This is a genomic window from Faecalimonas sp. LCP19S3_D12 (genome assembly GCF_052121495.1).
GTDB lineage: Bacteria > Bacillota > Clostridia > Lachnospirales > Lachnospiraceae > Faecalimonas.
Map to the genome: position 1 here is coordinate 1 of NZ_JBQKED010000038.1, position 13,969 is coordinate 13,969.

At 42.8% G+C, this 13,969-nt stretch carries 14 protein-coding genes and 1 other annotated feature (1 of these 15 cut by a window edge); of the genes, 2 read left to right on the forward strand and 12 right to left on the reverse strand.

Annotation, left to right across the window (positions count from 1 at the left end; all coding sequences use genetic code 11):
• Positions 1-186 precede the first annotated feature (186 nt).
• From ACTQXY_RS11575 to ACTQXY_RS11595, 5 genes are read right to left on the reverse strand one after another with little or no spacing between them, the layout of a single operon-like run.
• A complete protein-coding gene (locus ACTQXY_RS11575) occupies positions 187-1,293 on the reverse strand; it encodes a substrate-binding domain-containing protein (RefSeq protein ID WP_441659577.1) in 1,107 nt (368 codons plus the stop codon).
• Positions 1,293-1,889, reverse strand: coding sequence for a recombination mediator RecR (recR, locus tag ACTQXY_RS11580; RefSeq protein ID WP_004614332.1), 597 nt, complete (start codon positions 1,887-1,889; stop codon positions 1,293-1,295). The genes ACTQXY_RS11575 and recR overlap by 1 nt, the downstream gene beginning before the upstream one ends.
• A gap of 14 nt (positions 1,890-1,903) precedes the next feature.
• Positions 1,904-2,260, reverse strand: a complete 357-nt coding sequence (locus ACTQXY_RS11585) for a YbaB/EbfC family nucleoid-associated protein (protein WP_004614333.1) — start codon at positions 2,258-2,260, stop codon at positions 1,904-1,906.
• 13 nt (positions 2,261-2,273) lie between these two features.
• On the reverse strand, positions 2,274-3,833 hold the full coding sequence (dnaX, locus tag ACTQXY_RS11590) for a DNA polymerase III subunit gamma/tau (RefSeq protein ID WP_441659578.1): 1,560 nt from the start codon (positions 3,831-3,833) through the stop codon (positions 2,274-2,276).
• Between the two features lie 26 nt (positions 3,834-3,859).
• The gene (locus ACTQXY_RS11595; protein ID WP_004614335.1) at positions 3,860-4,936 is read right to left on the reverse strand and encodes a 6-phosphofructokinase; all 1,077 of its coding nucleotides are present in this window, start codon (positions 4,934-4,936) and stop codon (positions 3,860-3,862) included.
• 127 nt (positions 4,937-5,063) lie between these two features.
• On the opposite strand from ACTQXY_RS11595, the gene ACTQXY_RS11600 reads away from it, so the two are divergent.
• Positions 5,064-5,927 carry a methionyl aminopeptidase gene (locus ACTQXY_RS11600; protein WP_441659579.1) on the forward strand — a complete coding sequence of 288 codons (864 nt, stop codon included), beginning with the start codon at positions 5,064-5,066 and terminating at the stop codon, positions 5,925-5,927.
• Positions 5,928-5,965: 38 nt separating this feature from the next.
• Here ACTQXY_RS11600 and ACTQXY_RS11605 read toward each other — a convergent pair whose 3' ends face one another.
• The 6 genes from ACTQXY_RS11605 to pdxA form a co-directional block, all read right to left on the reverse strand.
• Entirely contained in the window at positions 5,966-6,730 is a 765-nt protein-coding gene (locus ACTQXY_RS11605; RefSeq protein WP_270608772.1) for a DeoR/GlpR family DNA-binding transcription regulator, read from the reverse strand.
• A gap of 26 nt (positions 6,731-6,756) precedes the next feature.
• The gene (locus ACTQXY_RS11610) at positions 6,757-7,260 is read right to left on the reverse strand and encodes a YcxB family protein (RefSeq protein ID WP_441659580.1); all 504 of its coding nucleotides are present in this window, start codon (positions 7,258-7,260) and stop codon (positions 6,757-6,759) included.
• A gap of 69 nt (positions 7,261-7,329) precedes the next feature.
• Positions 7,330-8,355 (reverse strand): 2-keto-3-deoxygluconate permease, encoded by a 1,026-nt coding sequence (locus tag ACTQXY_RS11615; RefSeq protein ID WP_270608769.1) that lies wholly within the window; start codon positions 8,353-8,355, stop codon positions 7,330-7,332.
• 15 nt (positions 8,356-8,370) lie between these two features.
• On the reverse strand, positions 8,371-8,835 hold the full coding sequence (gene rpiB / locus ACTQXY_RS11620) for a ribose 5-phosphate isomerase B (RefSeq protein ID WP_441659581.1): 465 nt from the start codon (positions 8,833-8,835) through the stop codon (positions 8,371-8,373).
• Positions 8,836-8,855: 20 nt separating this feature from the next.
• A complete protein-coding gene (locus ACTQXY_RS11625) occupies positions 8,856-10,202 on the reverse strand; it encodes a four-carbon acid sugar kinase family protein (protein WP_441659582.1) in 1,347 nt (448 codons plus the stop codon).
• Positions 10,203-10,217: 15 nt separating this feature from the next.
• The gene (pdxA, locus tag ACTQXY_RS11630; protein WP_441659583.1) at positions 10,218-11,243 is read right to left on the reverse strand and encodes a 4-hydroxythreonine-4-phosphate dehydrogenase PdxA; all 1,026 of its coding nucleotides are present in this window, start codon (positions 11,241-11,243) and stop codon (positions 10,218-10,220) included.
• Positions 11,244-11,525: 282 nt separating this feature from the next.
• Here pdxA and ACTQXY_RS11635 point away from each other — a divergent pair, with 282 nt between their 5' ends.
• On the forward strand, positions 11,526-12,308 hold the full coding sequence (locus ACTQXY_RS11635; RefSeq protein ID WP_270608763.1) for a triose-phosphate isomerase: 783 nt from the start codon (positions 11,526-11,528) through the stop codon (positions 12,306-12,308).
• 50 nt (positions 12,309-12,358) lie between these two features.
• Here ACTQXY_RS11635 and proS read toward each other — a convergent pair whose 3' ends face one another.
• Positions 12,359-13,801 carry a proline--tRNA ligase gene (gene proS, locus ACTQXY_RS11640; RefSeq protein ID WP_441659584.1) on the reverse strand — a complete coding sequence of 481 codons (1,443 nt, stop codon included), beginning with the start codon at positions 13,799-13,801 and terminating at the stop codon, positions 12,359-12,361.
• A gap of 86 nt (positions 13,802-13,887) precedes the next feature.
• Positions 13,888-13,969, reverse strand: a binding site (T-box leader); it runs 128 nt beyond the window's last position.

Sequence of the window (13,969 nt, forward strand, 5' to 3'; positions counted from 1 at the left end):
AGGTTTTTATATCTTCTAACGAGCGTCATCTTGTTCTCATGCCCGACTTTGTGCGGGCTATTTTCATTCATTGTTCCAACAAAAATCGGAATTTCCTATTATATAAAAATAAGAAGCCATTTTCAGGCTTCTTTACAAATATTTTTCATATTTTTATTATTGATAATTTTCTCTTTTCTATTAATTTCACTTTTGTTTTGTCCGGTCGGTTATCTTGGCATAAGAGGTTGTTCCGCGTGTGATTAATTTAGGTTCATACTCTACATGGTATGTGCTTACCGGTTCCATATCAGAAAAGTCTGCATGTTTAAACTTAATCTTTTTCATAATAATATCACACGCATCTCTTCCCTTAAAAATCACAAAATGCTCAATCGTAGTCAAAGCCACCTTGTGCATCTTTCCAAACAGAATATTGTCGCATCCCATCACCGAAACATCATGTGGCACCCGGTATTTCAGCTCATACAAAGCATCTAGTATTCCAAGCGCAATCATATCGTTGAGACCGACAATTGCCGTCAGATCTGTCTCTTCTTCCATAAGCTCCTTAGTCAGCTCATATCCCACGCGATATTCTGAATCCACATTTGCCACTCCGATGTCCATCTGCTCACCAGCCTCTTTCACAATTACTTGTGATTTCAGACCTTCCTTTTCAAACTCTTTCAAAAAACCTTCCGTCCTCTTCGACCGCTGTTTTTGCCTTGTCGTAAGAGGCGGGGTAATATAAGCGACTTTTTTGTGTCCCAAATCCAGAAGATGACGCGCCATCAGACGTCCAAGCTTTGAATTATCCAATTCCACCGCATCCAGACTCAGTTTCTCATTCTGATTATTGATGATCACGACCGGAATCCGCTCGGCAAGACGCTCCACCATATCCATAAAACATTCACTCGGATTACACATATAGATAATTCCCATCGGATTCAGGCTCGGCATCATCTTTAAATATCGTTCTTCCATACCAAGGTCCCGCTGAGTATTGCATACAAACAAAGTATACTCCTCGTCTCGCGCACGCATCTCAACCCCTTGCAGAAGCATCACATAATATGGATTGGTAAGGTTCGGGCAAAATACCGCCAAATGCTTTTCCTTTTTTCCCGCTTTTCTCACCTTGCGTTTCGGTGCCACGTATCCAAGCTCTTTCGCTGCTTTTTCCACTCTCTCAATTGTCTCTTTCGAAAAAGAAACATTATATTTTTTATTTAAAACCATAGACACGGTCGACTGAGATACCCCTGCTTTCCGCGCAATATCTGTCGATGTCACTTTCTTTTTTTTCATCAAATCTCTGTTCTTCCCTCTAACGCTCGCAAAAGCGTCACTTCATCTATATATTCCAAATCGCCGCCAACCGGAACTCCACTTGCAATTCTACTTACTTTGATACCAGTAGGCTTGATCAATTTGCTGATATACATCGCTGTCGTCTCCCCTTCCAGGCTGGAATTTGTCGCAATGATCACCTCATCCACATCTCCTTGAAGGCGTTCCATCAGCTCTTTCAATTTGATATCTCCAGGTCCAATCCCAAGCATTGGCGAGATCGCACCGTGAAGCACATGATAGACTCCTTGATATTTTCCTGTCTTTTCGTAAGCCGCCAAATCCCTCGTCGTCTCCACCACCATGATTGTCTTTGCATCACGATTACTGTTGCTGCAGATCGGGCACAATTCCTGATCGGTAAGCGTGTGGCATTGTTTACAATAGCGTACATTTTCCCTGGCTTCTGTCATCGAGCCCGCAAGACTTTGCACTTGCTCTTTCGGCATGTTGATAATATGAAAAGCCAGCCTCTGAGCTGACTTTGCACCAATACCAGGAAGTCTTGATAATTCTTCGATTAATTTACTTATCTGGCTGCTATAATAATCCATTTCTTTTGCACTCCTTAAAATGGCATCCCCGGAATTCCGCCGCCTAATCCGCCTGTCAGTTTTGACATCGCAGAAGCCGACTCCGCTTCAACTTTACGAAGCGCTTCATTGGTAGCTGCCACAATCAAGTCTTCAAGCATCTCAATATCATCCGGATCCACAACTTCTTCCTGAAGTTTCACTTTTGTCACTTCTCTCGTTCCGGATACCGTCACTTCCACTGCACCGCCTCCTGCTGTTGCAGTAAATTCTTTACTCTCAAGCTCTTTTGCCTGCTCTTCCATCTGTCTTTGCATCTTCTGAGCCTGTTTCATTAAATTTGCCATATTTCCCGGCATTCCTCCACCTGGAAATCCTCCACGTTTTGCCATAATTATAATCCTCCTAATCTTCTACCGTGATATCCATGTGTACCACTTTTTCTATATCTACAAAACTATCCTCAAATCGTCGTCCTTCTTCCACACACCGAACTTCGATCGCGACAGTCTTGCCGATTCTTTGTTCAATAAGATGTTCTATCTCTTCTCTATGTTCCGGCGTCCCAACTACACCTGCGCTCACTTCATCCGGAAGCACAATGAGAAGCTGATCCTGATTGCCTACACTCAGCCTTGCCATCTTCAGACAATTGCGCAGCATGCCCGATAGCTGATTTACAATCGGACGAAAATCTTTCGCAACTGCCTTGACATCTTCATGAAGTGCTTTTGTAAGTTCCACCTTTGGTCCAGGCTCCTCTTCCACAGTTTGTTCCGCATAGGCAGCTGCCTGAGGTCTTACCGCAATCCCTTGCTGCATCTGCTCTTCCAAAGCACGAATACGTTCTAACAGTGTATCCTGCTCCACTTCCATCTCCGGTCTGCACAGCTTGATAAATGCCACTTCCATCATAACCCGCTTCTGTGTTGCATATTTTAATTGATTGGACAATTCTGAAAAAATCCTGATATAGCGTATCAGTGTATCATTTTCTATCATCTGTGCTTCTTCCTTCAGCTGTGCCAGATTCTCTGTCGATACATCTAACACATCCTCCATATTATCAGAACTTTTCGCAAGAAGCAAGTTCCTTAAATACCACGTGAAATCAGCTGCAAGCTGCGAAAGCTCACGCCCTTGCATAACAAGTTCATCCAGACTTTTCATCACTTTCGCAACATTTCTTTCCAAAAGTTCACGAAGCAGCCTGCTGAACACTTCCGTGTCAACCGCTCCGAGCACCTCCAACACATTATCATATGTCAGCTTCTGCCCAAGATAGAACGCGATGCACTGGTCCAAAAGGCTTAACGCATCTCTCATCGAGCCATCCGCCGCCTTTGCAACATAGCGAATTGCTTTCTCCTCAACTTCTATATTCTCCTTTTGCATAAGATCTGTCAGACGCGCCGCAATCGTATCAATTGTAATTCTTTTAAAATCATACCTCTGACATCTGGATAGAATTGTAATCGGTATCTTATGAGCCTCCGTTGTCGCCAAAATAAAAATAACATATTCCGGCGGCTCTTCCAGCGTCTTTAAAAGTGCATTAAACGCCCCAATAGAAAGCATATGCACCTCGTCGATGATATACACTTTATATTTTCCTTCCGTAGGACGATACGCCACCTCTTCCCGAATCTCACGGATATTGTCAACACCATTGTTCGAAGCAGCATCTATCTCGATCACATTCATAGAAGTACCGGAACTGATTGCTTTACAGCTGTCGCACACACCACAGGGGCTTCCATTTACCGGATGCTCACAGTTTACCGCCTTTGCAAATATCTTCGCAACCGATGTCTTACCGGTCCCCCTCGTTCCACAAAAGAGATACGCATGTCCGATTCGGTCTGCTTTTATCTGATTCTGCAATGTCTTGCTGATATGATCCTGCCCTTTTACATCCTCAAATTCCCCCGGGCGAAATTTTCTATACAAAGCAGTATACGACATCTCCAACTTCCTTTCTTTCTCTTCGTCTATTTATCTCCAAAACTGATTCCTGTCAGCTTTGCCTCTTTGATGATCTTAGAATCCGGATCCACCATCTTTAACTTTCCTGCCACTTCAGACAGCGGCACTTTTACAGTCTCTCCTTTTTTCATCCCGACCATGTAACCATATTCTTCTTTCAAGATCAATTCTGCCGCAGCAGCTCCGAGCCTTGTCGCAAGCACTCTATCGTAAGGGCAAGGGGAACCTCCTCTTTGTGTGTGCCCCGGCACCGTAATACGTACTTCCTGATCTGTCTTTTTCTGAATCTCTTCTGCCAATTCATATGCAATAGAAGGATATTTGCGTTCTTTTAATTTTGCTTTATAAGCTTTCTTCGGCATCGCAGCTTCTTCTTTTGACATCGCTCCTTCCGCAACTGCAATAATCGTAAAGTGTTTTCCTGCTTTTGTGCGTTTTTCAATCGCCTCCGAAATCACATTCAGATCATACGGAATCTCCGGAAGCAAGATAATATCAGCGCCTCCTGCAATTCCCGCATGCAATGTCACCCATCCAACTTTGTGTCCCATCACTTCCACGATAAATACACGGCTGTGAGATGTCGCGGTTGTATGGATACAGTCAATTGTATTCGTCGCAATATCCACTGCACTTTGGAAACCAAATGTCATATCTGTTCCCCATAAATCATTGTCAATTGTCTTTGGAAGTGTAATCACATTCAAACCTTCCTCTCGAAGCAGATTCGCTGTCTTATGTGTCCCGTTTCCACCAAGCACCACAAGGCAGTTCAGATTCAATTTATGATATGTATGCTTCATCGCCTTCACCTTGTCAAGTCCATTGGCGTCCGGCACCCGCATCAATTTGAACGGCTGTCTGGATGTTCCGAGAATCGTCCCTCCAACCGTGAGTATCCCTGAAAAATCTTTTGCTGTCAACATCTCAAAGTTGGCATAGATCAGACCTTTATACCCGTCTTTGAATCCATAGATTTCCACATCATTTCTCTTCGATGTGATCCCTTTTACCACGCCGCGCATCGCTGCATTTAACGCCTGGCAGTCTCCGCCGCTTGTCAGTATTCCAATTCTCAACATATATACACATCCTTTCACATTACATAGTCATTTATTTCAGTAACAGTATACCCCATTTTATAGGTGCTAACAACAGAAAAATGCGTTATACTATATAGTATGATGCAATTCAAAGGAGATTTTTATTATGGAACGAAATGAACTCTGCTGGTGTGGCAGCGGGAAAAAATATAAAAAATGCCACATGCAAATTGATGACAAAATATTACTTTTAGCTTCCGAAGGACACATTGTCCCTGACAGAAGTATGCTCAAGACACCTGCACAGATTGAAGAGATCAAAAAAAGTGCAGCGCTCAACACAGCGGTTCTTGATCACGTTGCAAAACATATTCACGCAGGGATGAGCACCGCCGAGATAGACAAACTGGTCTATGACTACACAACCGAACACGGCGGTATTCCTGCGCCACTTGGATATGACGGTTTTCCAAAAAGTGTATGCACTTCCATCAACAACGAAGTTTGCCACGGAATTCCAGACGAAAATATTATTTTAGAGGGAGGTGACATCATCAACGTGGACGTCTCTACCATTCTCAATGGATATTATTCAGATGCATCCCGAATGTTTGCCATCGGCGAATTGTCCGACCGGGCGAAAAAGATTCTAAAAGTAACCGAAGAATGTGTAGAACTTGGTCTTGCAGCAGCAAAACCTTGGGGGCATCTCGGGGATATTGCCGATGCAATCAACTCACACGCTCAGGCAAACGGTTACTCTGTGGTTGAAGACATCGGCGGTCACGGAATCGGTCTTGCATTTCACGAAGAACCTTTTGTGAGCTATGTCACTGAAAAAGGAACCGAGATGGTTCTTGTTCCGGGAATGATGTTCACCATCGAACCGATGATCAACGAAGGAAGTCCCGATTTCTTTGTAGATGAAGACAACGGCTGGACGGTCTACACCGAAGATGACGGATTATCCGCACAGATCGAATACATGGTGCTTGTCACCGAAACAGGTATCGAAGTATTAACTAAATAGACACCAAAAAGGAATCCCACTTGCGAGATTCCTTTTTCTTATTTTGACACGACCATCGACACTTGTTTTTTTGCCGCTAGTCTAATGTATTTTTCATCAACCTCTTTATCTGTGATAATCTTGTGTATCTTCTGCAAAGGACAGATAACGGACAAATAACCGCCTCCGAACTTACTACTGTCCGCCAACACAAACACTTGCTCTGCAGAGTTCAAAATCGCCTGCTTTACCTGCATCTGCGGAGTTCCAATCGAAGTAAGTCCCACATCAAAATTAATACCGTGCACACCGATAAACGCTTTGTCCACATGAAACTGCGCCATGTTCGCCACAGCCGCCTCACCCATTGTTGCGGCAAGGTGTCCTCCCACATATCCTCCTATCATGTAAAGCTCCACATGTTTTACCCCTTCTAACTCGTTGCCCACAAGCAGAGAGTTCGTCACGATCGCCACATGTTTCTCCGGATGCTGCTTGATATGCAGCGCCAAATAGAAACTGCTGGACGCATCATCTAATATGATGGTATCGCGATCGTCGATATATTCATATGCACTTGCAGCAATCGCTTTTTTTCTGTCTACATGACGATAGATACTCTCGGCCGAATATTTCCGTTTACGCTCTTGTTCCAACGCAATTGCACCGCCATGCGTCCTCTGCAAAAGCCCCTCTTTTTCCATCGCTTTGATATCGTTTCGTATGGTCACTTCAGAACAATTCAGTTCCTCGCTCAACTGCGCCACCTTGACTTTCCCATATTCTTCTAATTCCTGCAAAATCGCTCTCCGACGTTCCTGCATAATAATCCCCCCATATTCTGTCACTCTTATCTAACATTTACTTTCGACATATCCACATTTTGCATTACAATCTGCATGATCTGTACAAACCGATTTTCAAAACATTCTTTTGGCACGATCAGCGCCTTGTCCGGTCCATAATAAAACCCTATCGTCTTAGGTGTAGAAACTACTTTTTCAATTTGATTCCATTCAAACACAGTCTCACACTCTCCCTGCACCCGAGTCAAATTCTCTTTTCGGAATAAATAACTGCATCCTTCTTTATATTCCGCATTCGTCTGCATCTGTTTTTTCGCCCGCATCTTTAGCTGGATTGGCGTAAAACTGACAAAAATCGCAGCAGCCACCAGATACAAAACAAGCTGTCCTATCGTTGCCTTATTCATAATCGTAAGGATAATACCAATAAACGCCACTGCCATTCCGAGAACGTTGCTCAAAAATCCCGCAAACTTCGAATACGTGTGAAACAACATAAAATCAAACAGTACTTTTTCTGTCATCTGTACAAATATTTTTTCTTCCATAAAAGTTTCTCCCTGTTTTCTAAAAACCCCCTTTATTATATCATAAAAAGGGGGTTTTTCCAATCTGTCTTAATTCACTTTTTGCCCCTGGTATGCCCATCCTTCCGGAGAATAGATACCAAGTTGTCTCTTCCTCATCATCTTATCAAAAAATGCTACAATAAACGGACATAGGAACAATGTGATGATAGATGCTGTCGCACATTGTGCTGTTGCCATATCTGTATACTGAGCCATCGAAGGATCTGCCTCCGCAACGGCTGCCGGCGTCATTGCCGAGTTCAGCGCTGTCGTACCAATCGCCGCTCCCATTGCATTTCTCTCTTTCTTCGGCAAAAGCAAATTGAATACAAAGAAAAAGATGACAGATGTTGCTGCTGAGATCAATCCCAATATAATTCCAGCTGCTCCGGCGGTCAATATTGTCTTGACATCCGTTTTTGCGCCTATTGAAATGGTCATGAAAAATGTAACAATCGGCTGTGCAGTAGCACATGCTTTTCGGAATCCTGCATCGAGATTTCCCCAGATAAATCCAATCAGAATAGGAATCAATGTCGCGATCAACGATTTAAACGGAATTGATGCAAGTCCTGTTGCTCCCAATGCAACCAATGTAAAAAACGGTCCATCATTCAATGACAAAATCGAAATCGCTCCTGTATCTGTTGCATTTCCAAACTGCGAAGACAGTGATATGTATAGCGATCCATTGGAGTTTGTGATAGCCGCAATCATTACAAACGGTGTAATCCCAAGAAATCCTGCCGGTCCGCAGATTTTTCCGACAATCAACCCAAACGCAACACCTAACAGGAATTTGATTCCGGTAAGCGCAACACCTTTATACAGCGGCATGCCAACTTGTTTGATATTGATTGTAGATCCACACACGATCAGGAAAAATCCCATCATACATGCGTTTCCTTCGTAGAAAAGTGCTGTTACATACCCACCAATCTGAAAGACCTGAGGCACGAACGTCGCGAGCAGAACAGCAATGACCAACGGAATAATGACAAGTCCGCCCGGTAGTTTTTTCATTTTATTTAGTATATCAAAATCTCTTTGTTCCTTTACTTCTTTTCCGCCCATTTTCATGCCCTCCTTTTAGATTTTGCGTTCTTTGTTCAAATACATCTCTTCATACTCCATAATGCGGTCTACTTTCGGAGCGGATCCTCCGCCTGCAAACTCGCACTCCAGCCAGATATCTACCAGGTATTTTGCAAGTTCCACACCGATTACTCGTTCACCCATACACATAATCTGTGCATTGTTGCTCTTTCTGGAACGCTCTGTCGAAAACGGATCATGACATACCGCAGCACGGATTCCAGGAACTTTATTTGCCGCAATCGCCATCCCGATACCGGTGCCACAGACAAGAATTCCTCTCTCATATTCTCCTCGTGCCACAGCCTCCGCCACTTTTACCGCAACATCCGGATACAGCACAACTTCTCCTTTCTCCGCTCCAAAATCATGATATTCGATTCCTTTACTGTCAAGGTGTTTCATAATCTCCACTTTTAACGCATATGCAGCTTCATCACAACCAATTGCTAGTTTCATAATTCTATTCCTCCTAAACTTTATTTTCTCAATGTCTCCTGGAATAAACGATCTACAATATCACAAGCTGTATGATCATTTCCGGTTAATCCGCCTTTTCCAATTACCGGAAGTCCTTCATAATTTCCGACAAGTCTTCCGATATCTGTTTGTGCAATCACATAGTCAAGCACTTCAATACACTCCACTCCAAGCTGATAGCAGACATTCACCATCGTATCTCCGCCTGTTGTATAGAGTCCTGCAATTCTTTTTTTGCCGACCTGTTCCAACACCTGAGAGATAATTGTTCCAAGTCCTGCGTTAATTCGGTTTGCACTCATACCGCTTGAATATCCTCGTTTTTCATCCTCTTTATCCAAATCCAACAACTCTCCATGCAATGCCGTCTCAAACAAAATCGCCCTCGGCTGTTCATCCGATTCCAAAAGTTCTACCGCTTTATTAACCGCTTTAAACGCCTCATCCAAAGCCGCATCTCCTCCGTCAACCAACGGAATTGGCTCAACACTGATTCTCACATGTCTTTTGTCTTCACAGAGCACTTCCATCTGCCTCTTCGTCACCGGCGTCGCGCTTCCTGCTGCAATCAAAACAGTCTTTCCTGTCTCATCTGCTTTTCCTTCTGGTACATTTGCCTCTTCTGCCTGTATCAAGCCTCTTCCATATGCAAGCTTTGCCGTAAATGGTCCTGGATCTACCGCTACCACATCCCACGCAAGGTCAATACATGCTTTTGCAATATTCTCAACATCTTCAAGAGTGGCCGCATCAACCACAATAACCTGGCATTTCTCTTCACGCTGGTCTTCCAATGCCTCCCGAATCGCACCCACTCCCGCAAGTACTTGATCCAGTTTTACAAGACCGACTTTCCTCTTTGTCTGTCCCGCAAGAAGTCGTGGAATATAATTTTCTTTTACAGGTGTCCGCACATCCTGTGCCACCGGTGTGCGAATCAACGGCACTCCGTCGATAATCGAATATCCACCTGCCACGATACGTTTTGACTGCGGCATTGCCGGAACCACAACTGCAACGGTATCTTCTGCCATCTGATCCAGCATCGCATCAATCTCTATACCAATTCCGCCTCGAAGAGTGGTATCAATTCTTTTCGAAAAATATTTTACCCCCATTCGTTTTAACGCAAGAGTTGCAGATTTCACTTTCTCGTATGCCTCATCAGCCGGAAGCGCCCTGCTGTTACTACTTACCAAAATCGCATCTAACGCTTCTGCATTTTTTGTATTTTCCGCTGCTGTTTCATTAAAAAACACCGCTGTTCTTGCTTTCGATCTTGCCAGTAACACACCTGTCGTTGTCGCCCCTGTCAGATCATCTGCTACTGCTCCGATTAATGGCATTTTAACCGCCTCCTTTTATTTCTTTTGACTTTTTTCATGTTGAAGAGCTGCATACTCTGAGACCACCTTGGTTGATTCTATCAAACTTACCGCTCCCGCAATTCCTTTTCCCGCAATGTCAAATGCAGTTCCATGATCGACAGAACTTCTAATAAACGGAAGTCCAAATGTCAATGTCACCGATTTTTCAAAATCCAATGTCTTACATGCAATATGTCCCTGATCATGATACAACGAAAGAATCGCATCATATTTTCCTGACTTTCCAATGTGGAAAACAGAATCCGCCGGGCAAGGACCTACTGCATTGATTCCCATTTCCTGTGCCGCCTTTACCGCCGGTTCCAGTTCATCAATTTCCTCTCTTCCGAATAAACCATTGTCACCATTATGTGGGTTCAATCCTGCAACTGCAATAAGCGGATTTTCAATTCCTACTTTTCTAAGTTCCTTATCAATATTGATTACATTTTCCAAAACAACTTCTTTTGTTGCATAATGGCAAGCATCCACCAATGACATATGTCTGCTCACAAAAAATACCCTCAGCTTATGGCACGAGAACATTGTCAATGCATACGGCGAATTTGTCGCATGCTGGTAAATCTCTGTATGTCCAGGTTCTTGAATACCAACCAGCTTAATCGCACCTTTATGAATCGGAGCTGTGGAAACGGCATCTATTTTCTTTGCCATTCCAAGTTCAATGGATTTCATAATCCAGTCAATTGCCATCTGACCTGCAAGCGCCTGTACTTTCCCCCATTGAATAGAATCTGTATCATATTCACCCGTCTCAATGATATCAACCGTACCATATTCAAATTTTGCCTCTTCCGGGTCTTGAATCCGGTTATATCTCAATTCTTTTCCCAATATTTTAGCTGCTCTTTCCATAATTGCGACACTTCCGATTACAAACGGTCTGCAGCATTCATGAATTTCTTTTTCCAGCATTGTCTCCACTACTGTCTCCGGTCCTATTCCTGCCGGATCTCCCATTGTTATCGCTGTGATAGGTTTAAATCTTGTTTCGCTCATAGCATTTCATTTCCTTTCGTTTTATTTTATTTATATTTCGTTTTCTTTTATTTTATATTTTGATTTTACGACTATTCTTTTTGTTTTTCAACACTTTTTTACTTTTTCATTCTTTTTAACATTTAAACAAAATAACTTTTGTGCATTTTATACTATATTTTCGTTAATCGTTTTCGTTTCTTTTCGTTTTTATGTTTTCTTTTGTTTTTATTGATTTCACTTCGCACATGAGATATAATAAACCCATAAGCAACGTCACAATTTTATTCAGGAGGAATTCATATGCAGAAAAAACTTTATTTTGGAACAAACTTAAAGATGTACAAGAACATAGCAGATACCGTTAGTTACCTGCAAAAACTGGCAGAAAACACAAAAGATATCAGTCGGGATGAGATCACACTATTCGTCATTCCTTCTTTCACTTCCCTTCCCTCTGCTTCAACTTCAGTTGACCACAACCTAATCAAATTAGGAGCACAAAATATGTGTTGGGAAGAAGAAGGGCAGTTTACAGGAGAGATTTCTCCATTAATGCTAAAAGAATTGAATTTGGAGCTCGTCATGATCGGGCATTCGGAACGCCGTCACGTCTTTGGCGAGACAGATTTTGAAGAAAACAAAAAAGTGCACGCTGCACTCTCTCACGGGTTTACCACTCTGCTTTGCATCGGAGAAACCGCTGCTGAAAAAGAATACGGTATCAGCGACGAAGTGCTTCGCACACAATTAAAAGTAGGGTTTCACGGCATCACCAAGGAACAGGTTCCAAACATTTGGGTTGCTTACGAACCTGTCTGGTCTATCGGGGTAAACGGAATCCCTGCTTCTGCAGAGTATGCTGAAGAAAAACACAAGATAATTAAGTCTACACTCTTTGAGCTGTTCGGCGAGGAAGCTTCTGATATTCCTGTGTTATACGGCGGAAGCGTCAACCCACAAAACGCGAATCAATTGATTGTCCAGCCCTCCATCGACGGACTGTTCACTGGACGAAGCGCATGGCAGGCGGATAATTTTAATAGCCTGATTCGGGATGCAAAAGAAACTTACGACAATCAATAACCACATAAAAAGGGCAGAGATTTTTAATAAAATCTCTGCCCAAATTATTTTTAGTATGATTTTCCCCAGTATGCCATGTGTTTTGCAGGTTTTCCGCAGAAAATACATGTGTCTGAAATCATCTCTTCATCTTCGATCAGACAACGCGTGGAAGCTCCACCTGTAGCGTATTTGATCTCGCCTTCACATTCTTCATCTCCACACCAGCAAGCTTTTACAAATCCACGGTTTGCTTTGAATTTTTCAACCATCTCATCCATTGTAACTGCTGTATCAATATGTGAATTCAAGAATGCTTTTGCTTTCTCATACATATCTTTCTGAATTGTCTCTAAAATCTCACCAAGTTTTGTTGTAATCTCATCGATAGAAACAACAATCTTTTCACGTGTATCACGACGTACCACAACAACCTGATTCTTCTCGATATCTTTTGGTCCAATCTCGATACGTGTTGGGATACCAAGAATCTCCTGCTCACTGAATTTCCATCCTGGACTCTTCTCTGAATCGTCGATTTTCGCTCTGTATCCAGCTGCTTTTAATGCTGCCAACAATTCATCTGCTTTTTCAAGAACTCCTTCTTTATGCTGAGCAATTGGAATTACTTTTGTCTGAACCGGTGCAATTCTTGGTGGCAATACAAGTCCGTCATCATCTCCGTGAACCATAATGATCGCACCGATAATTCTTGTGGAAAGTCCCCATGATGTCTCATATACACTGTGAGGCTGGTTATTTTTGTCTATATATTTGATGTTAAACGCATCTGGGAAACCATTTCCGAAGAAATGGCTTGTTGCTGACTGCAACGCTTTTCCGTCATGCATAAGCGCTTCTACTGTGTAAGTATCCTGAGCTCCCGCAAATTTTTCATTCTCTGCTTTTCTTCCTGATACGAACGGAATTGCAAGTGAATCACGGATAAAGTCCTGATATACTTTCAACATAGTAAGTGTTCTCCGTTCAGCCTCTTCGTATGTCGCATGAATTGTATGTCCTTCCTGCCACAAGAATTCTCTTGAACGCAAGAAAGGTCTTGTTGTCTTTTCCCAACGAAGCACGGAATTCCATTGATTCCATACTTTTGGTAAATCTCTATGTGAACGAACCATCTTGCTCCACAAGTCACAGAACAATGTCTCTGATGTAGGTCTGATGCAAAGTCTTTCCTGAAGTCTTTCCATTCCTCCATGTGTTACCCATGCTACTTCCGGTGCAAATCCTTCGATATGATCTCCTTCTTTTTCAAGCAGACTTTCCGGAATCAACATTGGTAAAGATACGTTCTCTACACCTGTCTCTTTAAATCTCGCATCCAAATCTTTCTGAATGTTCTCCCAGATCGCATAACCATTCGGTAAGTAGTTCAAGCATCCTTTTACTGATGAATAGTCACAAAGTTCTGCTTCACGTACAACATCTGTGTACCATTGTGCGAAATCTTCATCTCTCGCCGTAATCGCTTTTACAAGTTTTTTTTCGTTTGCCATGTTTTTCTCTCCTTTTTATTTGCAGGGCCCCTTGCCCCATCCTATTTTTTGAGGAAATAAAAAGAGCCGAGTCCTTTCATCCCTCCAAAAGGGACCGAAAGACTCGGCGGTACCACCCTAATTAATCATAGATTCCTCTACAATTCTCTTTAGTCATCATTAACGCTG